Source organism: Endozoicomonas sp. ALB115 (genome assembly GCF_049310245.1).
GTDB lineage: Bacteria > Pseudomonadota > Gammaproteobacteria > Pseudomonadales > Endozoicomonadaceae > Endozoicomonas.
The window spans coordinates 25460-51368 of sequence record NZ_JBLYZG010000006.1 but is presented as its reverse complement, the minus strand read 5'-3'; the positions used below and the strand labels follow the sequence as shown (position 1 = coordinate 51368).

Annotated in this window: 20 protein-coding genes; 12 read left to right on the top strand and 8 right to left on the bottom strand. The window is 51.5% G+C overall.

Annotated features, from left to right (window positions below):
- Positions 1–22 precede the first annotated feature (22 nt).
- Positions 23–961, bottom strand: a complete 939-nt coding sequence (locus tag ACO6VE_RS04325; protein WP_422459897.1) for a DUF58 domain-containing protein — start codon at positions 959–961, stop codon at positions 23–25.
- Between the two features lie 37 nt (positions 962–998).
- Positions 999–1970 (bottom strand): AAA family ATPase, encoded by a 972-nt coding sequence (locus ACO6VE_RS04320; RefSeq protein ID WP_422459895.1) that lies wholly within the window; start codon positions 1968–1970, stop codon positions 999–1001.
- A gap of 245 nt (positions 1971–2215) precedes the next feature.
- Here ACO6VE_RS04320 and ACO6VE_RS04315 point away from each other — a divergent pair, with 245 nt between their 5' ends.
- On the top strand, positions 2216–7063 hold the full coding sequence (locus tag ACO6VE_RS04315; RefSeq protein ID WP_422459893.1) for an NAD-glutamate dehydrogenase: 4848 nt from the start codon (positions 2216–2218) through the stop codon (positions 7061–7063).
- 21 nt (positions 7064–7084) lie between these two features.
- Here the strand turns inward: ACO6VE_RS04315 and ACO6VE_RS04310 are convergent, their stop codons facing one another.
- The 3 genes from ACO6VE_RS04310 to ACO6VE_RS04300 all read right to left on the bottom strand — a co-directional run bounded on the left by ACO6VE_RS04310 (position 7085) and on the right by ACO6VE_RS04300 (position 9912).
- The gene (locus ACO6VE_RS04310; protein WP_422459891.1) at positions 7085–8692 is read right to left on the bottom strand and encodes a hypothetical protein; all 1608 of its coding nucleotides are present in this window, start codon (positions 8690–8692) and stop codon (positions 7085–7087) included.
- A 346-nt stretch (positions 8693–9038) separates the two neighbouring features.
- Positions 9039–9344: a hypothetical protein gene (locus ACO6VE_RS04305; RefSeq protein ID WP_101745623.1), complete on the bottom strand. Its 306-nt coding sequence runs from the start codon at positions 9342–9344 to the stop codon at positions 9039–9041.
- Between the two features lie 34 nt (positions 9345–9378).
- Positions 9379–9912, bottom strand: coding sequence for a DUF2062 domain-containing protein (locus ACO6VE_RS04300; RefSeq protein ID WP_209200847.1), 534 nt, complete (start codon positions 9910–9912; stop codon positions 9379–9381).
- Positions 9913–10229: 317 nt separating this feature from the next.
- On the opposite strand from ACO6VE_RS04300, the gene ACO6VE_RS04295 reads away from it, so the two are divergent.
- The 8 genes from ACO6VE_RS04295 to murB all read left to right on the top strand — a co-directional run bounded on the left by ACO6VE_RS04295 (position 10230) and on the right by murB (position 17436).
- Positions 10230–12524, top strand: a complete 2295-nt coding sequence (locus tag ACO6VE_RS04295; protein ID WP_422459888.1) for a DNA internalization-related competence protein ComEC/Rec2 — start codon at positions 10230–10232, stop codon at positions 12522–12524.
- 134 nt (positions 12525–12658) lie between these two features.
- Positions 12659–13306 (top strand): MotA/TolQ/ExbB proton channel family protein, encoded by a 648-nt coding sequence (locus tag ACO6VE_RS04290; RefSeq protein WP_422448819.1) that lies wholly within the window; start codon positions 12659–12661, stop codon positions 13304–13306.
- Positions 13303–13731, top strand: a complete 429-nt coding sequence (locus tag ACO6VE_RS04285) for an ExbD/TolR family protein (RefSeq protein ID WP_422448817.1) — start codon at positions 13303–13305, stop codon at positions 13729–13731. Before ACO6VE_RS04290 ends, ACO6VE_RS04285 begins: the two co-directional genes overlap by 4 nt.
- Positions 13728–14786, top strand: a complete 1059-nt coding sequence (gene lpxK / locus ACO6VE_RS04280; protein WP_422459886.1) for a tetraacyldisaccharide 4'-kinase — start codon at positions 13728–13730, stop codon at positions 14784–14786. The genes ACO6VE_RS04285 and lpxK overlap by 4 nt, the downstream gene beginning before the upstream one ends.
- Positions 14787–14802: 16 nt before the next feature.
- The gene (locus ACO6VE_RS04275) at positions 14803–14994 is read left to right on the top strand and encodes a Trm112 family protein (RefSeq protein ID WP_066015636.1); all 192 of its coding nucleotides are present in this window, start codon (positions 14803–14805) and stop codon (positions 14992–14994) included.
- Entirely contained in the window at positions 14994–15866 is an 873-nt protein-coding gene (gene kdsB / locus ACO6VE_RS04270; protein ID WP_422459884.1) for a 3-deoxy-manno-octulosonate cytidylyltransferase, read from the top strand. Before ACO6VE_RS04275 ends, kdsB begins: the two co-directional genes overlap by 1 nt.
- 5 nt (positions 15867–15871) lie before the next feature.
- Positions 15872–16342 carry a low molecular weight protein-tyrosine-phosphatase gene (locus tag ACO6VE_RS04265; RefSeq protein WP_422448811.1) on the top strand — a complete coding sequence of 157 codons (471 nt, stop codon included), beginning with the start codon at positions 15872–15874 and terminating at the stop codon, positions 16340–16342.
- 41 nt (positions 16343–16383) lie between these two features.
- Positions 16384–17436, top strand: a complete 1053-nt coding sequence (gene murB / locus ACO6VE_RS04260) for a UDP-N-acetylmuramate dehydrogenase (RefSeq protein ID WP_422448809.1) — start codon at positions 16384–16386, stop codon at positions 17434–17436.
- A 265-nt stretch (positions 17437–17701) separates the two neighbouring features.
- On the opposite strand, the gene ACO6VE_RS04255 is transcribed toward murB, so the two are convergent.
- Together ACO6VE_RS04255 and rne are read right to left on the bottom strand one after the other, a co-directional pair.
- Positions 17702–18154: a hypothetical protein gene (locus ACO6VE_RS04255; RefSeq protein ID WP_422459882.1), complete on the bottom strand. Its 453-nt coding sequence runs from the start codon at positions 18152–18154 to the stop codon at positions 17702–17704.
- Between the two features lie 260 nt (positions 18155–18414).
- Positions 18415–21573: a ribonuclease E gene (gene rne, locus ACO6VE_RS04250; protein ID WP_422459881.1), complete on the bottom strand. Its 3159-nt coding sequence runs from the start codon at positions 21571–21573 to the stop codon at positions 18415–18417.
- Between the two features lie 919 nt (positions 21574–22492).
- Here rne and rluC point away from each other — a divergent pair.
- Positions 22493–23452: a 23S rRNA pseudouridine(955/2504/2580) synthase RluC gene (rluC, locus tag ACO6VE_RS04245; RefSeq protein ID WP_422459879.1), complete on the top strand. Its 960-nt coding sequence runs from the start codon at positions 22493–22495 to the stop codon at positions 23450–23452.
- 42 nt (positions 23453–23494) lie between these two features.
- Complete coding sequence (locus ACO6VE_RS04240; protein ID WP_422459877.1) at positions 23495–24481, top strand: S49 family peptidase; 987 nt, start codon at positions 23495–23497, stop codon at positions 24479–24481.
- Between the two features lie 42 nt (positions 24482–24523).
- Here ACO6VE_RS04240 and ACO6VE_RS04235 read toward each other — a convergent pair whose 3' ends face one another.
- Entirely contained in the window at positions 24524–25105 is a 582-nt protein-coding gene (locus tag ACO6VE_RS04235) for a Maf family protein (protein ID WP_422459875.1), read from the bottom strand.
- A gap of 178 nt (positions 25106–25283) precedes the next feature.
- Between ACO6VE_RS04235 and ACO6VE_RS04230 the strand changes: the two genes are divergently transcribed.
- Positions 25284–25877, top strand: coding sequence for a YceD family protein (locus tag ACO6VE_RS04230; RefSeq protein ID WP_422459873.1), 594 nt, complete (start codon positions 25284–25286; stop codon positions 25875–25877).
- Positions 25878–25909 lie beyond the last annotated feature (32 nt).

The following is a 25909-nucleotide window of genomic DNA, read 5'->3' as shown; positions in this document are numbered from 1 at the left end:
GCGTTAACCACCAAATATCTCTTCACTGAGCCAGCTCCCTGTTGTTCGTCCTGACACCATACAGCCCCAACAACTGCTGCGCGGAGGGTGTGGCGCAATTAATCTCCAGCAGCGGGATACGATACCGTGCCAGCATCTGCTTCAGCTGTTCATGGTGCACCAGATACTGCTGGTGGAACTGCTGGCGTAGCTGAGGGTGGCCGGTGTTCACCGACAGGTTGTGCATGCCATCGGTTATCCGGTATTGATCCGGAGTTGGCAGATGCTGTTCCAGAGGGTCGTTCACTTTGATCGCCATCAGTTCATTGTGCCGGGCCAGCTGAGCCAGATGCTGTTCGGACTCTTTATTAACATGGCTGAAATCGCTGATCAGAAATATCTGGGTGCCGGGATGTGCCACTCGCCGGGTGTGCCTGAGGGTTCTGGCCAGCCCATGTTCCGCATCCATACTGGCTATGGAGGCAAGGCGGAGTTTTCGGTTCATCCGCTCAGTCTGGTTAAGCCAGTACATCAGCGTTTTTCTGGAACGCTTTGGCCGTGTTTCATTCAGCTCATGTTCATTGAAAATAACGCCGCCAATCCGGTCACCATGGTTAAGGGTGGCCCAGGCAATCAGGGCGGAGATTTCCGCCGCCGTGACGGATTTGAAGTTCAGTTGGCTGCCAAAGAACATGGCGTGGCTCTGGTCGAGCAAAATCATCACCGGCCGCTCCCGCTCTTCCTGAAAGACTTTGGTGTGCGGCTTCATTCTCCGGGCCGTGACCCGCCAGTCGATGGAACGGATATCATCCCCGAACTGATAGGCCCTGACTTCTTCAAAGTCGATACCACGGCCCTTGAACGGGGAGCGGGAGTTACCCAGCATCTGTCGCAGGCTGCGTCCCTGGCGAAACAAAGGCAGGTCCCTGGCCGACAACCGCAGATTAACCAGGCTCTGTAATGTACAGTAGGCTCCACTCATGGCTTGAATAGCCCTTTAAATGCAGGTGTGAATCAGTTCAGGCGATGGGAACTACGTCTAATAGCTGGTTGATGATCTGGTCTGCATCTTTACCTTCGGCTTCAGCTTCAAAAGTCAGCAGCAGGCGATGGCGCAGCACGTCGTGGGCGATCGACTGAACATCATCAGGGGTGACATAATCACGGCCATCCAGCCAGGCATAAGCGCGGGCGCAGCGATCAAGGGCAATGGTGCCCCTGGGGCTGGCACCATAATCCAGCCATCCTGAGAGTTGATCGCTGTAGCGTTCCGGGTGGCGGCTGGCATTAATTAACTGAACAATGTATTCCTCAACCGATGGCTCCATATGCACGGTCAGCACTGCCTGGCGGGCCTGCAGAATTTCTTCCTGGGTAAGCGGGGATTGGGGGCGCTCAACCGGTGTCTGCATGGCTTCTCCCCTGGCCAGTTTCAGAATCGCCCGCTCTGCTGCCACATCGGGATAGCCCACCCGGACATGCATGATAAAGCGATCCAGCTGGGCCTCCGGCAATGGGTAAGTGCCTTCCTGTTCAATGGGGTTCTGGGTGGCCATCACCATAAAGACCTCAGGCAATGGGTAGGTTTTCTGGCCAACACTGACCTGCCGCTCGGCCATGGCTTCCAATAATGAAGACTGAACTTTGGCCGGTGCGCGGTTGATCTCGTCCGCCAGAATCAGGTTGTGGAAAATCGGGCCGGGCTGAAACCGGAAGCTGCCATCTTCCGGCAGATAGATGTCGGTGCCGGTGACATCGGCAGGCAGCAGGTCAGGGGTAAACTGGATTCTGTGGAAATCGGCATCCAGGCCATCGGACAGTGCTTTAACCGCCCTGGTCTTGGCCAGGCCGGGCGCACCTTCAACCAGCAGGTGTCCGTCAGCCAGCAGGGTGGTTAACAGGCGGTTAACCAGATGTTCCTGGCCAATGATGGTGCTGGAGAGGTAGTTTTTCAGCTGACTGAATTGGGTAAAACAGTGGCTTGATGACATTTTTTTCAACCTGGCAATCTGTCTGCGTCTTTAAAGAGAGTGCATGGCACCACTTTTCAGTCTGGAAATTCTACAAGTCATTTGTGCTATTGATAAGCCCCATCCCTGTGTCTTGTCGAATGCTTTACGGTTAACTACTTAAAGATCTTATTTTCGACAGCGCCCTTCAATATAGGTTTGCCAAGGCCGATGGTCTAGTACATGGATTTTTAAACAGATATCTATTCAAAATGGAGAGGCCAGGGATGGGGCAGTTAAATAGTCAGGAGCGTGAAGAAACTCTGGATAAACTGATCAGTGATCTGGCTACCCATATTCCGGTAGAGCAGCTGGATAGCTTTCATGAGTTTGTCTACCGGTATTACTCACTGGATACCCATGAGGATCTGGTATCCGGCAACTGGCAGGAACTGCTGGGCGCTACCCACTCATTCTGGAAGTTTATTCAATACCATAATCCGGGCCAGCCGCGCATTGAGGTCATCAATCCGGAATATAACATGCATGGCTGGCACTCAACCCATACCGTCATCCGAATCCTCCATCGGGATATGCCTTTTGTGGTGGACTCGCTCAGGATGAAGCTGAACGATTATGGCTCGACCATTCATTTATTGCGCAATGGCGTCTTCTATTCCCGGCGTGCCGCAGACATGACCCTGCAGTTTGGGGATGAACGGGGTGAGGGTGAATTTGTTTGCCAGGAGGCCTTTGTTTATCTCGAAATTGACCGTTGTGAAGACCAGAGTCAACTGGACCAGCTGGAGAGTCAATTAAATGCGGTGCTGAGAGATGTCAGTCGTGTTGTCGATGACTTCGGTGAAATGACCGGACGGGTGAAAAGGCTGGCGGCTATGGCCGGAGAGCCGGGGGCTATGCCGGGAGGCTTGCTGAAAAAAGACGATGAGGTTCAGGCCTTTCTGGAATGGCTGCTGGATGATAATTTCACCTTCCTGGGTTACGAAGAACTGATTGTCACAGAACATGAAGGCAGTCGTCGTCTGAGAAGACCGTCGGAGTCACTGTTTGGGTTGTTGAAACCTGTCAATGAAGGTCAGCCCGGTCAGCTGTCACTGGAACCCTTTATTGAACATGATCTGTTTGAGCTGACCGAACGGCTCTCGTTCTCCAAAGCTTCTGTCCGTTCCAGTGTTCACCGGCCAGCCTATCCTGACTTTATTACTGTGCGACGCTTTGATGAGCAGGGGCGCATTGTGGGTGAGGCGCGTATTGTTGGTCTCTACACCTCTCCGGTGTATCGCAAGACGCCCTACGCCATTCCCTATATCCGTAATAAGGTGTCGGCAATCCTGCAACGCTCTGGTCTGGACCCCAAAAGCCATCATGGCAAAGACCTGGTGCAGATACTGGAGATTTTCCCCAGGGATGAACTGTTTCAGACCAGTCAGGACGAACTTTTTCAGACCGCCATGTCAATCCTGCGAATGCAGGAGCGGAAACAGATAAAAGTCTTTATCCGCCAGGACCCCTACGGACCATTCTGTTCAGCGCTGGTCTATGTGCCAAGGGATATCTACAGTACCCGCTTCCGTCGGCGGGTGGAAAACATTCTCTGTCACCGACTGGAGGCAGAAGACAGCGAGTTTACCACCTATTTTTCTGAGTCGATCCTGGCCAGGGTTCATTTCGTGTTCAAGTTGAAAGGGCGGATTGATTACAATCTGGATGTGATTACCCGGGAGATTATGCTCGCGGGATCATCCTGGAATGATGACCTCCGGACAGAGGTGCTGGAAACTTTTGGGGAGGTGCGGGGGAATAAACTGCTGGCAAGGTTCTCCGATGGGTTCAGTGCCGCCTATCAGGAAGCGTTCAAGCCCCAGTCTGCGGTGACGGATATTCGCCATTTTGAAAAAATGGACAATGACCGGCCGCTGGCCATGGGGTTTTACCAGTCACTGGACGATGCTGCCGGGCTGGTTCACCTGAAGCTGTACCATTTTATCGAGCCTCTGCCGTTAGCTGACCAGATTCCAATTATTGAAAACCTGGGTCTGCGTGTGCTCGGTGAGTATCCCTATCTGATTAACACCGCTTCCGGTGACACCATCTGGATCCATGACTTTCAGTTAAGTTTCGATTCACGAATTACCATTGATCTGCAAAAAGTGGGTCCTACCTTCCGGGAAGCGTTTGAAAAAATCTGGTTCGGGGAGGCGGAAAATGACCGGTTCAACCGGCTGGTATTATCTGCTGGCCTGAGTTGGCGGCAGGTTGCCATGCTGCGGGCTTATGCCCGTTATATGAAGCAGATTCGTGTCGGTTTCAGTCAGACTTATATTGCCGAAACGTTGTGCAATAACATTGAGATTGCCCGGTTGTTGGTGGCGTTGTTTGAGGTTCGCTTCAACCCCATGCTGAAGCTGTCCATAACCCAGCGGCTTGCTCGCCAGCAGCATATTCAGCAGCAAATTCTCCATGGGCTTGATCAGGTGGAAGTGTTGAGTGAAGACAAGCTTATCCGGTGTTATCAGGATGTGATCAAGGCAACACAGCGAACCAACTTTTATCAGCAGGATGACGAAGGCAGTGCCAAGTGGTATATCTCCCTGAAAATGGCGGCAAGGGAGATACCGGACATTCCCAAACCGGTGCCACTGTATGAAATTTTTGTCTACTCGCCCATTGTCGAAGGTGTTCACCTGAGAGGGGGCAAAGTGGCCCGAGGCGGTTTGCGCTGGTCTGACCGGGTGGAAGATTTCAGAACGGAAATTCTTGGACTGGTCAAGGCCCAGCAGGTGAAAAATGCGCTTATTGTCCCCGTTGGTGCCAAAGGCGGTTTTGTGCCCAAACAGTTACCGGTTGATGGCAGCCGGGAAGCGATAATGGCAGAGGGGATTCGCTGTTATAAAACCTTTATCAGAGGACTGTTGGATATCACCGATAACCTGGTGGAAGGTGACGTGGTTCATCCGGATGGCGTGGTGATGTATGACGACAGTGACAGTTATCTGGTGGTGGCCGCGGATAAAGGCACGGCAACGTTTTCCGATATCGCCAACGGCATTGCACAGGATTACAACTTCTGGCTGGGGGATGCCTTTGCTTCCGGGGGCAGTGTGGGTTATGACCACAAGAAGATGGGGATTACCGCCAGAGGTGCCTGGGTTTCGGTGCAGAGACACTTCCGGGAAAAAGGGATACATGTCCAGCAGGATGTGATCTCTACCATTGGTATTGGCGATATGGGCGGAGATGTTTTTGGCAATGGTATGTTGTGCTCCGAAACCATTGCTTTAATTGGTGCATTCAATCATCTGCATATTTTTGTTGATCCCAATCCGGATGTTTATCAGAGTTTTGCCGAGCGCCGTCGTCTGTTTGATTTGCCTCGTTCCAGCTGGGCAGACTACGACACCAGTCTTATTTCTAAGGGCGGGGGCGTTTTTTCCCGCCAGGCAAAGTCAATCGCCATCAGTCCTGAAATGAAGGAACGCTTTGGTATTACCGCCAGTCATCTGCCACCCAATGAGTTGATTCGCTGTATGTTACGGGCCCCGGTTGATCTGTTATGGAATGGCGGTATCGGTACCTACATCAAGTCAATGAACGAAACCCACAGCGACGTGGGGGATAAGGCCAATGATCCACTGAGAATTAATGGTTGTGAAGTTCAGGCCAGTGTGGTCGGGGAAGGGGGGAATCTTGGGCTGAGTCAACTGGGGCGTATGGAATATGCGCTGCAGGGCGGTGGCTTGAATACCGACTTTATCGATAATTCCGGTGGCGTTGACTGTTCTGATCACGAGGTCAATATCAAGATTCTGCTGAATGATATGGTCGCCAATGGCGATATGACCATTAAACAGCGAAACCAGCTGCTGGAAAGCATGACCGATGAAGTGGCCGCCCTGGTATTGACCAATAACTACCGTCAGACCCAGGCGATTTCTGTGGTTGAATCGGACGTTGCCTCAAGAATGGGCGAGTATCGTCGTTTTATGCAGCACCTTGAGGAGCAGGGTAAGCTGGACAGAACCATTGAGTTTTTGCCAGATAATGAAGCGATGGCCGAACGGGCCGCTAATGGGCAGGGGTTAACCCGGCCGGAATTGTCCCTGTTGATTTCATACAGTAAAGCTGACCTGAAAGAAGCGTTACTGAACTCGACAGTGATTGATGATCGATATCTTACCCGGGAATTATACAGTGCCTTTCCCCGGATTCTGGTGGACCGCTTTCCGGAGGAGATCAGAAAACATCGTCTGCGCAAGGAGATTATCTCTACCCAGATTGCCAATCATCTGATTGATATGATGGGGATTACCTTTGTTTATCGGCTGCAAATGACCACGGGTGCGTCATCGGCCGAGATCGCCCGTGCCTTCAGTGCCAGTCGTGATGTGTTTAATGTTTCCCGTTACTGGATGATGATTGAGCAATTGGACCATAAAGTTTCCAGTGCATTGCAGTACCGGATGATGGGCGCATTGATCAAGCTGGCGAGGCGGACTACCCGATGGTTTATCCGCCTGAAGCGTCAGGACCTGATACCGACCGAGTGTGTTGAACATTATGGGCCCAGGGTGGAGAAATTCCTCTCCTGTTTTACCGAATCCCTCGGTGAAGAAGAAAAGGCAGAGTTGGACAAGGCCGTTGACAGTATGGTTGCACAAGGCGTTCCACAGGCGCTGGCTCTGGTGGTTGCCGGGCAGCGTTATCTATTGAGTGTGTTGCCCGTGATCAGGGTAGCCGACGAAACCGGTGTTCCCCTGGAGGTGGCCATCAGGACTTTCTTTACCATAGGTTCTCGCCTGGAGCTGACCTGGTATGGTAATGCCCTGTCGCAACTGGAGGTGACTAATCACTGGCAGTCTCTGGCACGGGACAGCGCCAGGGACGAGTTGAGCTGGCAACAGCGTAAATTATCCGAAGGGCTCATCACCATGGCGCAGGATGGCGTACCCATTGAGCAAACCATCGATAAATGGATTATGGATAACCATGCCCTGGTAGCCCGCTGGCAGAGCATGCTGGCCGAAATACGCAGTGCGCCACAGGCCGACCTGGCCATGTTTGCCGTTGCCAATCGTGAGTTAATGGATCTGGCTCAGGTTAGTTTGCATGGATAGTAACTGAGACAGCCTGATAAATTACTGCTCAGTTACATTAAACGCTGGTTCCAGAACTAATGGAGCAACATCCAGTTTATTCCAGAACCAGCTTGTACTGTTTGGAATCAGTTTTGAGCGGGCAGCATATCGGGCGTGATAATTCGCAAAAAAATACTGGAGAAACTCAGGAAGAATATAAACACTGTATGGCTTTGATGGGCATTTTCTGGGCTCATAGCCAAAGGCGTGCCCTTTGATGGCGTTGGTTATCAGTATCATATCATCCGGTTGAAAATGTATCTGGTGGCTTTCTGTTTCTGATCTGGTTGTTACCCGGAAGGGGCGGTTCACTTTTCTGGGAAACAGCGTTGCCAGGGCGCGCAGGTTGTGGACTTCATCAGCAAATAGCTGATGCATATCAATAAGGTGCTGGTTTTGATGATGTTCAGCGATGTGAATAACAAAATTTGTCGCTGTATTGCTGATGTTCAATGAATTATCAATCCAGGATAATAAATTGAAAATAATGTTGATGGCTTCCTCTGGTGACACCTCTTCAAGGTCCAGAGTCAGGGAGGGGGCAAATACGGGTAGCACGGCTGCATTATTTTTTCTTAATAGCTCGACTGTTCTTGTTGCCACAGTTTCTCTGGTGGACTGGTGGTTGCCAGAGTGAATGCTCGGCATCAGGGGCTCGTCATATAAATAACAGAGCACTTTGTAAAACTGTTCTAATGTTTGAATATTGGTGTACGGGTGATCTTTTACAAATGAGCTGTTGCCATGAATGAAATGATTGGCTTTTAAATCGTATTTTCCGGTATGCACTTCAAGCTGGTCGTAAAGCCGCTTTATCGGGTAATAATGTTGATTAACCTGCTGCTGAATGTTTCTGTTAACGGGGTATTGTGGAGAGACATTGGAAAACAGTATTTGAAAATATATCTGGGTTAGCAGATTGCTGATCAGATCGGCAGCTTTCTCGCCATATACGAAGTCCGAGGTTTGCTGGTTTGTTAATAACACAGAAGTATCGGGCAGCTGTTGCAGCCTTTCAAACGCCTGCTGAAAGAGTGCTGCCTGCTTGCTTCCATAGCTATGGTGATGCATATCCCTTGCAGCTACAGGATTGTTTTCCAGCAGAAACCAGTTTTGTGCACTCAACAGTCTTCTGTGGGTATGAACGTTGTGCTCTTGTCCTTCAAGAGCGATGATCTGATTGGCGATATCTGCATTAGCGATGAAATAAATTCTTTTGCCTTTGAAGGATAACTCGTAATAACCGTGTTTAGTGGTTTTGGCATAATCGTTAAGTGCCTTGATATCCCGGTAAGAGATGATATACAAATTGTTGATTCGAGATGCTGCCTGAAATGCCTGTAGCAGACTGCTTTTAAACACCCATGACAGCATCGGTGATTGTTCATGAAGCCTCTCAATTGAAAACAGTGTTTCGGTTAATATGGGGACTGCATGCCTGGCGACGGAATATCTCAGGCTTTTGTTTTGCGGATGCTCAATGTCACAGTAGGCCATTTTTGTGGCTAAAACGGCAATGGTAATGGCGAGCCCGGCAATCAGCTTAATATAACGAGGGCCTGTATGCTTTTGCTTATGGCTGCCTGTGTGTTTTCTGTTAAATAACATGGTTAATGGTCACTTTTACCGGAAATCTGGTCAACCACAGATTGATTTAAATGTTATGAATTTTTATTTTTTCAAATTGATATTTCGAAATTGTATATTGTCAGAGATTTGCTGCTGTCAGGTACTCATAAAACACCGTCAATAAACACTTAGTCTGCTTTTTGAGTCATATAGTTCCGCGTGTTGCTTAAATTGGTTTCAGTCAACCATTCAAAAGTGGTTTTTAGTCTGGAAGCCAAGGGCTTGATGTGCCAGAGGTGATATTCAAATTCAGAGTGATTTTGCTGGCAGTTACCAGCCGTCCGGACGCAGGGTTTACCCGGTCAGACGGCGCGGCAGGCAGGCTTCAGGGCGTTTCCTGAAGGTATTGGCTTGGGTCAATGTAGAGACCAAGGGAGCGCTTATCAATGCGCTTTTCCTTGTTTTCAGTCTTGCCGACTTCCTGATATCTGAAGACCACCGTATCACCAACGTTGACATCCAGTTGCTTGTCGGCCGACAGGTATTTGTAATCCTCACCAGCAACCGTCAGGGTATGGATATAGTAATCCGGCATCCCCAGCCAGTCGCTGTGAGGGCCATCGGTGCTGATAGCTTCAAGCAGACCACGACCTTCCAGTTTTGGCTGGCGTTTTTGAAAACTTCTTTGCATGGGGCTGTTATCTCTAGAGACTTTTGAATAGCGGTTAGTTGAAAGGATCGGGTCGGGAGCGACGTTTGTTTCTCTGGCGCCAGTGGATGACAACATTCCAGCGCCAGGCCGCCCGAATCAGCAGGTAACTGATAAAGCCGAGCACAACGCCTGATACCAGCGATCCCAGATAAAGAGGCTTCCACACACGGGCAAGTCCGGCACCCAGACCTTGTACGGTGAGTTCAAAGGAAGCTTCACTTACCGGTGTCTGAAGGATAAAACAGCCAATTTTGTATGTAAAATAGAATATGGCAGGCATGGTCAATGGGTTGGTTATCCAGACCAGTGCCACAGAAAGAGGCAGATTGCATCGGAAAACAATGGCCAGACATGCCGCCAGAATCATTTGGAAAGGCATGGGAATAAACGCAACAAATATGCCGACAAAAAATGCGGCAGCAGCGGAGCGGCGATTCAGTTGCCACAGGTTTGCATCATATAATGCAGAACCCAGAAACCGCAGGTGGCGATGTTCCTTGATGGTTTTTGGTTCCGGCAAATACCTTTTAATCAGTTTTTTCGCCATATCCTTTCACTATCTTACCGCTATCATGACATCAACTCATTATGCTCTGAGCTATGACTTTAGTTCATGGTTTGCAGAGGTTGCCAGTTTTCCAGTATGGAAGTCTTGCCAGTTGCCTTCAATCGATTCGGGATTGGCTTTTCCAGACTGAAATTCATCTATGCTTGCTGATTTTCATCGGCCATAGCATGCCACTTTTCAAATAAAGAATGGTTGATTATGCCACAGCACAATTGCGGTCATTCAAGGCAGGGCAGAACAGTGCCTTGAATGAGGTAAAGCCTTGGATTATGCACTGAAATGGTAGGCAAGACTACGTGGATAACACGCACACGACCATAAAACCGGCAAGGGGATTACTTATCTTCGTACTTGCCAGTGGTTTTGTTTCATTGACATTTGGCATGTCAGTACTGCTGTCGATCAGCCTGCCGCTGTTCATTCTGTTTCTGTGGGGATTATCGTCAGCCGGAGCTTCCCGGGTCCGCTGGTGGCTGCTGCCTCTGCTGGCGGGTACTCTTGTCAGCTCATGGTATGCATCGCATTACGCTGTCACTCGCCTTGATGGCTATATACATGGGCGGGATATCAATATCGAAGGAAAGATTGCCAGTCTGCCGGTGATAAACGGCATGGCAGCGCGCTTTGATTTCGCAGTCAGTCATGCAGGGGCTGTTCTGTATGCCAAAAAGGTCAGGCTCAGCTGGTATGAACCGCCGGATTTGCAGGCTGGAGAGACTTGGCAGTTAACGGTCAGGTTGCGACAGCCCCATGGTTTTTCAAGCCCGGGTGCGTTCGATTATGAAGCCTGGGCGCTGCGTCAGGGGATACAGGCCACGGGGTATGTGAAGTCCGGATCACTGCTCGACAATAGTGTTAGCGGGATATATCGCCTTCATCAGGTAAGGGCGCTTTTAAGAGAGTGGTTGTACTCCACGGTATCGGATAACAACAGAGGAATCTTCTCGGCACTGCTGCTGGGTGATAAAACCGCAATCAATACTCAGCAATGGCAGATGCTGAATGAGACGGGAACCACCCATTTGATGGTGATTTCCGGCCTGCATATCGGTCTTATGGCCTGGTTGGGCTTTTCCCTTGCCACCATTGTTGGGCGATTGGGGGGAATTCCACTTCGGAGTGTACCCTTACCCGTGGTCAAGGCGCTGACAGGCATGCTGTTTGCGTTGTTCTATGCCCTGTTGGCCGGGTTCAGTGTGCCGGTGCAGCGGGCCCTGGTGATGACATTTGCTGCATTACTGGCACCCTTGCTGGGTATCAGAGCCTCTCCCGCCACACTTTGGTTGTTGGCTTTGGCGGCAGTGCTGGCCATTGACCCTCTGGCCATAACCAGCAATGGATTCTGGTACTCGTTTATTGCCGCAGGTGCACTGCTGTTCGGTATAGTTGGCAGAAAGGAGAGGACTGGCTGGCCGGTAACCCTGTTTAAGCCGCAATGGCTGGTGTTTGCCCTGTTGACGCCTTTGCTGCTGTTTAATGGTCAGCCGGTATCACCACTGTCTCCCCTGGTGAATCTTCTCGCCATTCCATTAATTGGCATTGCCGTCGTTCCCTTGCTGCTGTTCAGCGCAATTGTGCAGTTTGTGTTGCCTGAGGCTGCCGGTTTCATTATGGCCGGGCTGGATTATCTGGTGACAGGGTTTCAATGGGTACTGCAGTGGGTGTCCGGTTTGATAGTGCTTATTCCACCACAGCAGTCTCTGACCTGGCTTGACCTGTTGTTCGCTGTGGTCGGCATGTTGCTGCTGATTGCTCCGGCAACTCTGCGTTTGCGCTGGCTTGCCCCGGTGATGCTGATGCCTTCGTTGTTCCCGAAAACACCTGAGATACCGGCAGGTCAGGCTGAGGTCACTGTTTTGGATGTAGGGCAAGGGTTGTCTGTGTTTATCAGAACACGTCAGCACCTTCTGGTATACGACACTGGTGACCGGTTCTCGGAAAAATTGTCAGCGGCAGAAAGCGTGATTCTTCCGGCGCTGTCCAAATCCGGCGTGACCCAAATTGATCGCATTATCATTTCTCATGGTGATCAGGATCATTCAGGTGGTTTGCCATCACTGTTGTCCAGATACCCGAATGTACCGGTTATCAGTGGTACCAGGCTGCCCGGTTTTGAGCAAGAGTGGGTGAAATGCCAATCCGGAGATCATTGGGAGTGGGATGGGGTTTATTTTCAGGTGCTGGCCGGTGGTGAATATCGGCGCAGCAATGATGCATCCTGTGTCCTGAAAGTGACAGCAGGGTCAGACAGTCTTTTACTGCCCGGAGACATTAGTGGACGGGTTGAGAAACGGTTAATTGAGCAGGGCGCTGAGCTCGAATCCAGTGTGCTGGTGGCCGCTCACCATGGTAGCCGGTTTTCCAGTAGTTCTGACTTTCTCTCTGCGGTTCAGCCCGGGGCGGTTATTTTTTCCTCCGGCTTTGCCAATCGCTTCGGTCATCCGGCCGCTGAAGCATTAGCCCGTGCGCAAAGCTCGGGGGCGAAAATTTTTAATACCGCTGCGGACGGCTCACTTTCCTTTACGCTCGGTAGCGGTGATATGACCGTTTCAGCCTACCGCAAAACACACACCCGCTATTGGTGGCGCTGACGCTCTGCCAAAGCGATCAGTTACTGCTTAAATGGCGCTAATCTCTGTGATACAGTCATACTGGCCGGGAACTGATATGCCTGACATTAACCGGGCCAGATATCATGAATTTGTCATTATAAGGGAAGATTATTGTGTTCGAACTGGTGAAATCCGGTGGTTGGCTGATGGTGCCTATCCTGTTGTCTTCAGTCATTGCCATGGCAATCATCTTCGAGCGGCTCTGGACGTTGAGACCCTCACGCATTGCACCGAAAAATACCCTGTCTCAAGTATGGAGGTGGATCAAAAGTAATGGATTGGACAATCGCAAGCTTGACCAGCTGAAAGCCGGGTCGCCCCTGGGAGAGATTCTGGCCGCTGGTCTGACCAATGCCCGCAGCGGCCGGGAAATCATGAAGGAAAGTATTGAAGAGCAGGCGGGCAAGGTGATCCATGACCTTGAACGTTATCTCAATACCCTGGGGACCATTGCCGCGATTACTCCGCTGCTGGGTTTGCTGGGAACCGTGATCGGTATGATTGATGTCTTTACTGTGCTGATGGTTGAAGGCACCGGTAATGCCGGTGTTCTTGCTGGCGGGATTTCCAAGGCTCTCATTACCACAGCAGCCGGTCTTACCGTAGCTATCCCGGCCCTGATTTTCCATCGCTATTTTACCCGGCGCATTGATGAGCTGGTGGTTGCCATGGAGCAGGATGCCATCAAGCTGGTGGAAGTGCTGCAGGGTGATCGCAAGGGCTCTTCATCCGCTCCGGGCAGTGAGGCCAGGAAAAAATGAACTTCCGACGACAGATAAATCAGGAAGAGGTGTCGATCAACCTGACGCCCCTGATTGATGTGGTATTCCTGCTGCTGATTTTCTTTATGGTCTCAACCACCTTCACCAAGGAGACGCATCTGGTCATTGACTTGCCGGAATCCTCCGGCGAGGTGTTGCAGCAGCAGCCAAAGCAGATTGAGATCATCATCAGCAAGTCCGGAGATTTTGCCGTTGATGGTCAGGGACTGGTCAATGGTCAGCTGGATACACTCAAGCGGGCACTGGGTAAAGTAAGCCAGGGAGACAGCAAGATACCCCTGATTATTACCGCTGACGCCAATACGCCTTATCAGGCGGTTGTTACAGCAATGGATGCTGCCGGGCAGCTGGGTTTTACCAACCTGAGCATGACCACCCGAAAAGATACCGAGTCTGATCAGTGAAGCTCTGGCCCCGTTTCAGCCAGTCGGTCACAGACTCCTGGTATGCTCCTGCCGGTGGCTGGACCCGCTGTCTCAAGCCACTTAGCTGGTTATTTTCCTTTCTGGCTGCGAGAAGAAAGCAACGTTTACTGCAGGCAGCGCGATGGTCTTCGCCTGTGCCGGTCATTGTGGTGGGTAATATTTCGGTAGGGGGAACCGGTAAAACCCCTTTGGTTGCCGCCCTTGTACGGGAGTTTCAGCGAAGGGGCTACCGGCCTGGGATTATCAGTCGTGGATTTGGTGCGAAAACCGGAGGTATGCCTCTGTCGGTGCGGCCGGATTCAGACCCGGCAAAGGCAGGGGATGAGCCGGTGATGCTCGCCCGACAGCTGCATGTCCCTTTGATTGTTGACGTTGATCGTGTAAAGGCGGCCCGCTATCTCTGTGATCAGACATACTGCAATCTGATCATCGCAGATGATGGATTGCAGCACTATAATCTGCAACGGCATATTGAAGTATTGGTTCTGGATGGTGACCGGTTGCTTGGCAACCAGCTGTGTCTGCCCGCAGGCCCGCTTCGGGAACCACCGGAAAGAATGAGCCAGGTGGATATGATTCTGGTCAACACCAACCATGCTTCTCTGTCAGCGAAGGCTGAGGAAGTAGAAAGTTCGCTTGGGCTGACCACGCTGGAGCGGGAAAAACTGTATTGTTTTTCCCTTGAACCTTCGGCGCTGGTCAGCATGACGGGGATTTCGCAACCAATTCCCGATAAAACCAGGGTTCATGGTGTTGCAGGAATTGGTAATCCGGAGCGTTTTTTTAATACACTGCGCGCTTTGGGATACGATGTTATTGGGCATCCTTATCCGGATCACCACGTATTTGCACCGGAAGATATCTGTTTTAACGACGATCTTCCGGTAATTATGACGGCTAAGGATGCCGTTAAATGCAGTGGTTTTGCCGATCACCGACACTGGTATCTGCCGGTGACGACCCGTGTATCGGACTCATGTATTGAGCAGCTGGTAGCAATGATTGAAGCTCGTAAGCCGGTATTTGCTGGCTGATGGCAGAGGAACAATGATGGATAAAACGCTGTTTGAAATTCTGGCCTGCCCACTGTGTAAAGGGGAAGTGCGGCCAAATAAAGAGCGTCAGGAACTGGTTTGCAGACCCTGCGGTCTTGCTTATCCGGTTCGTGACGGTATTCCTGTCATGCTCGAAGGTGAGGCGCGCACATTGACCGTTGATGAACGTTTGGATGAGGCGTCCTGATGGCACAAGGCTTTTTATCGGTTGAGGGCTTTCCCTCCACTGAAGGCTCTCATACAGCTGAAGGCTCTGACTTCACCGTTGTAATACCTGCCCGATTTGCTTCCAGTCGTTTGCCGGGCAAGCCTCTGGCTGATATTGCGGGCAAGCCTATGGTGCAGCATGTTTATGAGCGGGCACTGGCCAGTGCCGCCCGGAAGGTCATCATTGCTACGGATGATGAGCGTATCCTGAAGGTGGCTGACGGTTTTGGCGCAGAGGTATGCATGACGCTGCCGGGGCATCCTTCTGGCACTGACCGGTTGCAGGAAGTGGCCAGAATCTATGGTCTGAAGGATGATGAAATCATTGTCAATGTGCAGGGTGATGAACCTCTTATCCCCCCCTCTGTGATCAATCAGGTGGCCAGAAATCTGCAGCTGTGGTCTGAGGCAGGGGCTGCTACGTTATCCAGCCCGTTGACCCGGGTGGAGCAGATTTTCGATCCCGGTATTGTCAAAGTGGTTGCTGATGTCCGGGGGTATGCGCTTTATTTCAGCCGTGCGCCCATTCCCTGGGCGCGGGACGATTTTGCCACGGAGGAAAAGAGAGTGTCGGCAGATGCCTGCTTTCAGCGTCACATTGGGATCTATGCCTATCGGGTTGGACTCCTGAATCATTATGTGACCTGGGGTGTCAGCCCGATTGAGAGTATGGAGTCTCTTGAGCAGCTTCGACTGATGTGGCATGGCTATCGTATTCATGTGGCTGAAGCGGTGGCAACGCCGCCCCATGGTGTCGATACGGAACAGGATCTGCAGGCAGTTCGTGCATTGCTTGAAAGAGAGCAGGAACTGGACAGTTCTGAGCCCAATGAAACCATGGTCAGAGCATAAACAGAATGACAAAAGTACTGTTCGTCTGCCTGGGAAATATCTGTCGGTCACCCACTGCCCATGGTGTGTTTGCCCATCAAGTGGCGGAAGCAGGGTTGTCAGACTGTATCAGAGTTGATTCAGCGGGCACCAGTGGCTGGCATGATGGCGGGTTACCAGACAGCCGTTCCATGCAGCAGGCTGCGGATCACGGTTATGACCTTTCATTTATTCGCTCCCGCAAGGTAACCTCTGCTGATTTTGTTGAGCAGGATTATATTCTGGCTATGGACAGAGAGAACCTGAAGAACCTGCAAAAGATCTGCCCGCAGGAACATGCCTGTAAATTGAAGCTTTTTCTTGATTTTGCTGACCTGCCAGTCTCTGAAGTTCCGGACCCTTACTACGGTGGTAACGAAGGGTTTGAGCGGGTGCTTAATCTGGTTGAGCTGGGTGGGGTTGCGTTGCTGGATCATTTGCAGAAAACCCATAAATAGTATCTCCGTTTTGTCTCCAATTTCTATTGAATCAACTATTAATGAACTTCCCGCTTAAGATTTTCGACAACTATTCCCTGGTGGAGAGAAATACCCTGGGGTTGCCGTCTACTGCCAGATACTACGCTGAGGCAAATACGGTTGCTGAATTGCAGTCGGCACTGGCTTTTGCCAGGCAAAAGCAGTTGCCCGTTATTCCCCTGGGCGGTGGCAGTAATGTGGTGCTTGGTGATTTTCTTGATGCCCTGGTTGTGCACGTTAATCTCAAGGGAAAAACGGTGTTGAGTCGTGATCAGGATTGTGTTCGGGTCAGGGCCGAGGCGGGAGAGAACTGGCATGAGTTTGTTTTATGGTCTCTGGATAATCAGGCCTATGGACTGGAAAACCTCTCCTTGATACCGGGTAACGTTGGCGCTGCACCTATCCAGAATATTGGTGCCTATGGTGTTGAGTTAACGGATTCTTTCGTGTCGCTGGAGGCGATGAACCTGGAATCCGGGCAGGTTGAGTATTTTGACCGGCAAAGTTGCCGCTTTGGTTATCGCGATTCGGTATTCAAAAGGGAAAAGCGTGATCAGTACATTATTGTCGCTGTGACCCTGGATCTTGATGCAACATTAAAACCCAACCTGGGCTATGGCCAGTTAGGTGATCTGCTTGCCAGACGTCTGGGCGATCAGGCTCCTTCCGCATTGGATATCAGTCGGGCTGTTTGTGATATTCGCCGGGAAAAGTTGCCGGACCCATCTGAGGTGGGTAATGCTGGCAGCTTTTTCAAAAACCCGGAGGTATCAAAGTCAGAGATGGATCGCCTGAAGCAGGAATATCCGAATATCGTCGCTTATCCCCTTGGGCAGAACTGGAAACTGGCCGCTGGTTGGCTGATTGATCAGGCCGGGCTGAAAGGAGAGCGAGAGGGTTGTGTGGGGACTTACCAGAAACAGGCTCTTGTTCTGGTAAATCACGGTGGAGCCACTGGTCGGGATGTGCTGTCTTTCTCCAGGCAGGTTCAGCAGAAAGTAAATGAAAAGTTTGGTGTTCAGCTGGAAAGAGAGCCGCGCCTTTATATGGAAGATGATAAAGCAACCCTGTGAATCTGAGGATGCAAATTCCGGTTCCGGGAGGTGTTTACTGGCTGTAATCAGTCAGAAGTCCCATGAGTTGTCCGGGACTCCTGACTAGGAGCCTGTCCGAGAATAGACTGCCCTACTGCGGTTGCGATAAATTGGTCTAAAAATTCCTGCTTCTTCGTCAAATAGCCCCGCTATTCTCCTCAGAATCAGAAATTTTTATCCTCAATTTCTCGCAATCCTCGCTACGGGCGCTATTCTCTGACAGGCTCCTAGCGTGTCATATCGTTTAACGGACAGTAATAGTGCCAATTGTTGCTTCGTCGGTAGGAGCCTGATCAACGTACCACCATACTCCAACGGCCTCTTCGGCCCCGTAGGCCTGAGCGTAGCGGAAGCGGATCTGGTAAGTGCCGGGTTCGTTGGGTGCAACGATGTGAAAGTCTACATCTTGCTCGGTGATATCATTGTAATGAGGGTCAAGATATCGACCATCAACGACAATGGCATTGGCAATTGTTGTTTGAGCACCTATGCCATCAATACCAACAATAATCTGGACAATGCTGGCTTCTTCCCGGGGCCAGAGCCATTTGTAATGGGCATGGATGCCGACAGTTTCACCGGGTTTAACGTCGGCTTCAGTGCCTTGACCGTGGATATCTACGTTGCTGAAAGCGATGCCTGAATATTCAACGTCTGAAAATGCAGAGCAGGATAGAATGCACAGTAAACTGGCCATTACCCACTGCTTGAATAGGTTGTTTTTCATAAATTTCCCTCTGTTTTGGTTGTTTTAGTTACATGGTTTACTCCTTGTTTTGATTTCTGAAATTGATAAAAGTTCCACCAGTGGCGGGTTGTGGCTCTTTTAATTTTCGTGGGTGCGAGTTCGGCAGAGATTTATTGTCCATCGCTATGACTGGAGAGCCTTCTGGTGGTTTTTCAAGGCAAAAAAAAACGGGGTGGAAACCACCCCGTTCAGTTCAGTATCAACCCTTATTACAGGTTGCTTTCTTCAGTGCGCACCTGCGGAGCTTCCTGAGTTTCGCTTTCTGGCTCAACAGGCAGTTCGATCTGCTGAGTCTGGCGCTTTGCCCGGGGGTCGTTGTGAGCACGGCTGCGACGACGACGCGGCCTTTCAACGGTTTCATCATCAGAAGATGCTTCAGCTTCGCTGGCTTTAACCTCTGCTGTCTGGTCACGCTCAGCTGCTTGTGGTGCTTCTGCTGCTTTGCTCTCAGTCGCTAAAGGTTGTGGTGCCGTGGCAGCCTCAGCGGGCTTCTCCTGTTGGCTTTCATGAACAACGGCCTTGTCTTCATCAGACTGATTTAATGCCTGCTTCAGCATCTCTTCAGCTTCATTGGCGGTCATGGTCGGCTTGGGCTCGACAGCCTCTGCTTCCGCTACGGCTGGTTTCTCGAAAGCGGGTGGCATGGTTGCAAACGCTGGCTTATCTAGATTATGGGAAGCGGCAACGGCTTTTGCCATTTCTGTCATCTGAGGGCGTGGGGTTACCTTCTCCCGCTCAACGGTTGTTGCTTCTGCGGCGGCAACGGGCAGGTCAGTCTGGCGTTCTTGAGTGCTGGTCTCAACGGAGGCTTGTTCTGCTTTTTCCGATTGCGCTTCAGAATCTCCAGCTGTTGCAAGCTCAACTGTTGGCTCTTTATCGACAGAAGGCTGTTGATTGGCTGGTGAGTCGCTCTCAGCAGGGATTTCAGGTTCGCTGACTTCCTCAGGCGCAGACTGCTGAGTTTCCCTGAGACGGCGAGGGTCATTCTTCACTCTTCTGGAGCGACGAGGTCTCACTTCGTCCGGTGCTTCAGGGGTGTTGGCAACGGCTTGCTCTTCGACAGGAGCCTTGCTGGTTTCCTCTACCTTGTCCATTGGCATGGCCGGGGCTGCAGGAGCTTCCGGGGCAGCTGCTGCAGCTTTTCTGCTTTCCAGCTCAGGCTTCTCAATGCTGGCAAATGACTCTTTTTTGTCAGCACGCTTTTCCTGTGGAATGCTTTCCTGTGCGGCAGTTTCATGAACAGCAGGCGCATTTACTGCCCCTTTAGCGCTTTCAGGCAGCAGTGGCTGTAATTGCGGTTCATTCTGTTGCTGACGCTGAGACTGTCGGTTGTTGCGACGACGGGGTGCAGAGTTCGGGCGGCGTCGACGATCACCGGAGCCTTGTTCTGGTTCCTGGTCTTGGCGGCGTTCCTGTCTGGGTTCCCGTTGTTCCGCTACTTCCGGTTTGTCACGCTGGCGTCTTTCCTGCCTTTCAAAACGGTTTTCCTGGCTGCTGGAACGGTTGTCTGAACGTTCCTGCTGACTCTTTTTGCGCTCTTTCTGAGGACGGTTGCTGTCCTGTCTGTCGCGGCGCTGGGAATCAGTTCGGGTCTTTTTCCTGTTCTGGCCAGCTTGACTGTCACGACGCGCCGGTTGACGTTGCTGGGTGAGTTTGTCCTGGCCAGCGGATTTGTCGTCATCATTTTCCGGGTTGAAGAGGCTGCCGATGGACTTCAGCAGGCTGTCAATAAATCCGGGTTTTGCTTCAGGCGCTTTAATGGCGGGTGCAGGCTGTGCCGGGGCAACATTGCGCACGGCGGCCTGTTGTCTGGGCTGAGGCCTGGTGGCTGTGGTCAGCTCTTCCGGGCTGGCGTCTTCACCCTCAAGGATGATTTCGTAGCTGCTCTCGCGATCCTGAAGATTGTCGTCACGGAGGCGCTGGACATCGTAATGGGGAGTTTCCAGATTGGCATTTGGAATAACGATGATGCGGGCATCATGGCGCTTCTCGATCTTGGCGATCATTTTGCGCTTTTCATTCAGCAGAAATGCCGCCACCGGCACAGGAACCTGTGCGCGAATTTCGGACGTCTTGTCCTTCATGGCCTCTTCTTCCATCAGGCGCAGAATAGACAGGGCCAGAGACTCAATATCCCGAATCGTGCCCTGGCCTGAGCAGCGAGGGCAGACCACGCCACTGGTTTCACCCAGTGATGGGCGCAGACGCTGACGGGACATTTCCAGCAGGCCAAAGCGGGAGATACGGCTGGTTTGAACGCGGGCACGATCAACCGACAGCGCCTGACGAATGCGGTTCTCAACTTCCCGCTGATTCCGGTTGCTGCCCATATCGATGAAGTCGATAACAATCAGTCCGCCAATATCGCGCAGGCGCAGTTGGCGGGCAATCTCATCCGCCGCTTCGAGGTTGGTGTTATAGGCGGTTTCTTCGATATCGCCACCACGGGTTGCACGGGCGGAGTTGATATCAATGGACACCAGGGCTTCTGTTGGATCAATAACAATGGAGCCGCCGGATGGCAGTTTGACTTCACGCTGGAAGGCGGTCTCGATCTGGCTTTCAATCTGGAAGCGGTTGAACAGGGGGACGCTGTCTTTGTACAGCTTGATCTTGTTCTGGTACTGGGGCATGACCTGTTTAACAAAATCCAGGGCTTCTTGATAAACCTGGGTTTTGTCGATCAGTACTTCACCAACATCCTGGCGCAGATAGTCGCGGATAGCACGGATAATGACATTGCTTTCCTGGTAGATCAAAAATGGTGCGGGATTTTTATCGGCAGCATCTTTGATGGAGTTCCAGAGTTGCAGGAGATAGTCCAGATCCCACTGAAGGTCTTCTGTTGAACGGCCAAGGCCAGCTGTGCGAACGATGACACCCATTTCGGCAGGGATGTCCAGCTTGCTCATGGCCTCACGCAGTTCAGCGCGCTCATCGCCTTCAATACGCCGTGAGATGCCACCGGCCCTTGGGTTGTTGGGCATCAGCACCAGGTAGCGGCCGGCCAGGCTGACCAGTGTGGTCAGGGCAGCACCTTTGTTGCCACGCTCTTCCTTATCGACCTGAACGATAACCTCGGTGCCTTCCTTGATGACATCCTTAATGTTGGGACGACCACCAGTATGGCCGACGAAGTATTCCCGGGAGATCTCTTTTAAAGGCAGGAAGCCGTGTCGCTCTGCGCCAAAGTCCACAAACGCGGCTTCCAGGCTGGGCTCAACACGGGTGATTTTTGCTTTGTAGATGTTGGCTTTCTTCTGTTCGCGGGCTCCGGATTCGATATCCAGATCGAACAGGCGCTGCCCATCGACGAGTGCAACCCTCAGCTCTTCTTGCTGGGTTGCATTGATCAACATTCTCTTCATAGAGTACCAAATTGCTAATGGCTACCCTAAGCAGATGTTGGTGGCGAAAAGTTGTTCGTGACATTCGGTAAATCCAGCGCATTCATTGGTTTGACGGGCAATCCATCGTCTTTCCGGAAGCGCCCGGCCTGCCACCTGACGTATTCGCGGTGGCTGGCAGTGCAACTGGTTTCCTTCAGCTTCTGTACAAACTCTCCGGTGCTACCCGAGTGTACACAGGCCAACAGCCGCAGGAGAGCGGTGTGGTCGGTGGTAACCAACTATCAGACTTACAGCCGGGCTTATTCAAGGGTAAGGCTGTAACGATATAGCAATCTGCATCCGTATGTTGACCAGATGCATAGTGGGGAGATGCGTTGATCGGGCGCTTCTGGCTGGTTGTGGATACGTTTACAGGTATCACTGAGCCTGTCACTAGCATATGACCCGTCCGCTGTTCTTCATCCCTGGTATCGGGAGCGCAACCTCTGTTCTTGGGTGGCACTGTTTATCTATCACGGCTGTGGCCGTGGTCTTTAATCGTTCAGCACCATGGCAGGAACTCATGCCCTCAGGGAGGGATGCAACTGGTTCATCTGCCATGATGTCTGCCTGAGCGGCTATTCCCGGAGTTACCTGGCCCGGACTTGTTCATCGGGTGAACGTAGCTCCAGTTTATTTTCGGCCCGGTTAGCGGAATTTAAGTGATGCTATCCCTTTCGGGTCATGCTCAGACTTCGTAAATCGAACTGCCTCTTCGGATAGTTACAAGGCAGTGCCACAACTATATCAGTAATCTGTAAGTGCTTCAAATGACACAAAGCTGATAACATTACCTGAAAGAAAATCGCGGTAATCCCTGAAAGTCTTTTTATCTCAACCGGTTAAGGTAGAGCTTCCGGGGCTGCAACTTGGCATAAACAGATATGTGGTTAGACGATTGAAACAAGCAAACGTTAACTTTATTACCATTGATGAGGATGCGGCTGGTCAGCGTGTTGATAATTTTCTGTTGCGGGTTCTTAAAGGGGTGCCCAAGACCAGGGTGTATCGTATCGTTCGCAAGGGTGAGGTGCGGGTCAATAAAAAGCGGGTAAGCGCAGATTATCGCCTTGAATTGAACGATGTTGTTCGTATTCCTCCGGTCAGGTTGGCCGAAAGGGATGCTCCCGTAAGGCCCGCTGACAGCGTGATCGCTCAATTGGAAAAAGCGGTGCTATATGAAGATGATCTGCTGCTGATTATCAACAAACCGTCCGGGCTTGCTGTGCATGGCGGCAGTGGTCTGTCTTATGGTGTAATTGAAGCGCTTCGCCAGCTACGGCCGGATAACCGCACGCTGGAGCTGGCGCATCGCCTGGACCGGGACACCTCGGGTTGTCTGGTGATTGCCAAGCGCCGCAGTATGCTGCGTCACCTGCATAACCAGTTGCAGCAGAAAGAAAAAGTTGAAAAGCTGTATCATGCGCTGGTGGTGGGTAAGTGGCCAGCGAGAAAGCAGCTGGTAAATGCGCCGCTGTTGAAGAACGTGCTGCAGTCAGGAGAGCGGATGGTCCGGGTGCATGTGGATGGCAAAAAATCCCGCACAGCGTTTCGAGTACTGAACCGTTTTCCAAATATGACCCTGGTTGAGGCTTACCCCATCACAGGGCGGACCCATCAGATTCGGGTTCACTGTCTGCACGCAGGGCATCCCATTGCCGGGGATGAAAAATACGGTAAGGATTCAGACAATCAGTCCCAGAAGCAGTTTGGTCTTAAAAGGCTGTTCCTGCATGCCGCCAGTATCGAATTTGACCTGCTGGATGGTAAGCGGTTGAAGGTTGAAGCGCCTTTGCCGGACGACCTGGCTGAGGTGTTGTCAGCTTTGCAAGGGCTGGATGCCGAACCGAAGAATTGATAAATATGATCATTTTTGAGTGAACCTGTTTAAGGGGTGATTATGCAAGACAAGTGGCGGGAGTCCTCGTCTGAGGCGCAGGATAACCTGGACAGTAATCGAGCCTGGGATCTGGTGGATGCCCTGGCCAAAGGCTCGCTGCTGGAGCAGCAGCGTTCCCGGCGATGGGGTATATTTTTTAAGCTGCTGACCTTTGGCTGGTTGTTTTTCTCCGTTGCTGTCATTTATAACGCGACCAATATCAATGATGTGGTGATCAGTGATGGCTCCAGTGAGCATACGGCGCTGGTGGAGATTGATGGCCAGATTGGTGGTGGCGATGTGAATGCAGATGTCGTGGTGTCGGGATTACGCTCAGCCTTTGAGGATCCGGGCACTAAAGCGGTGATTTTGAGAATTAACAGCCCGGGTGGTAGCCCTGTTCAATCTGGCTATATCTATGATGAGATTCTCAGGCTGCGCGAACTGCACAAGGATACTCCTCTTTACGCGGTCATTATGGATATTGGTGCGTCTGGCGGCTACTACATTGCCGCTGCCGCTGATGAAATTTACGCTGACAAGGCCAGCCTGGTAGGGTCTATCGGCGTTATTTCCTCTGGTTTCGGTTTTGTCGGGGCGATGGAGAAGCTGGGGGTTACCCGCAGAACCTATACCTCCGGTGAAAATAAGGCATTCCTTGATCCATTCCAGTCCGTGGACCGTGAAGCTGCTGTCGAATGGCAAGCGTCGCTGGATACTATTCACCAGCAGTTTATTGACGCGGTAAAAAACGGGCGGGGTGATCGACTGGCTGATCGGGCGGATATCTTTTCAGGCATGGTCTGGTCTGGTGAACAGGCCAAAACACTGGGTCTGATTGATGGTCTGGGCAGTGCCGGTTATGTGGCCCGTGAAGTGGTGGGTGAAGAGGATATTGTTGATTACACCTTTCGCCTTTCACCATTGGAAAAATTTGCCCGGGATTTTGGGGCTGGTGTCAGCGCCACTTTGGTGGAAGCCCTGGGTGACGGTTTTCAGTTAATGTGATTTGATTACCGGGTCTGCTGTGCAAGACCCGGTGTATTTACCCTATCTGCCCAAAGGATAAACCCCTTCATTCATCAGCATGGTGGTCAGGGTGATCAGTGGCAGTCCAATCAGGCTGTCAGGATCATCGCCAGCCATTTTCTCGAACAGGGTTATGCCCAGTCCTTCACATTTGAAGCTGCCAGCGCAGTCCAGCGGACTTTCTGCATCTATATAGGTGGCAATCTGCGTGCTGGACAGTGTTCGGAACCAGACGGTGTAATCCACACAGGTCAGCTGATGCTCTGCTGTAGCGGTGTTCAGCAGGCAAAGTCCGGTGTGGAAAACCACCTGTCTGCCGCTGCAGTTGGACAGCTGTTGAATGGCTTGTTCCCGGGTTCCGGGTTTGCCCAGAATTCTATTGTCCAGCGCGGCGGTTTGGTCGGAGGCAATAATCAGGGTGTCCGGATGCTGATCTGCCAGTATCAGGGCTTTTTCCCGGGAAAGCCTGATGGCCAGCTCCCTGGCGCTCTCTCCGGGTTCAGGGGGTTCGTCAATGTCTGGTGAGGCCTGGCTGAACGTCAGGTTAAGTCGTTCAAGCAGGCTTTTTCGATAGGGTGAGCCTGAGGCTAGCAATATATTCATCGTTTTATGTTGTGCAGGTGGTGCGGGCAAAGGGTGCGGATAGTCAAGCACAGTATGCACGGTTACGAATTTTTGTAAAACACGCCTGCGCCATCCGGCAGCAGGTTGTGAAAAATACTGTCTTCAGGCATGTTATTCATGAAATAGTTGAAATTCTGATAAACCTCACCCGAAAAGGATGTTTGACAGCAAAGGGGCATCGCCCTATGATTGCGCGCTTATGTTATCAGGCCAATTACCAAAAACCATTGATCCGCGGAAACTCGCGCGTCAGGGGTTACAGTTTGAAGGTTCGCTGGCGCTTAAACAGTTTGATCGACTGGTGGCCAGTCTCGCTGACGATCAGGGCGAGGTGAAGGTCTTTCTTCATTTCTACATGAGCGAAGATCACCGAGTGGTTCTTGAGGGGCATGTTGAAGCGAATCTTAAAATGATTTGTCAGCGCTGCCTTGATGTAGCAGAACTTCCCGTGCGTTCAGACCTCAACCTGATGGGTGTATTGACCGATGAGCAGGCCCGGTCCCTGCCAGAGGGTTATGAACCCCTGATGCTCCAGGAGGAGCCGATGGAGTTAGTGCCCCTGCTGGAGGAAGAGCTTCTGTTGAGCCTTCCTATCGTGGCTTATCATCCGCCTGAAGCCTGCCAGGTTCAGCAGAACTTTACTACTGAATCTGATGAAGAGGCTGAGGCTTCCGCTGCCCGGGCAGAGGAAGAGAAAAAGCGTCGTAACCCGTTCAGTGTTCTGGCTAGTCTGAAAGCTGATCAGGATTAAAGTACTACCGAACCCAAATAGAGTTCCAGGCA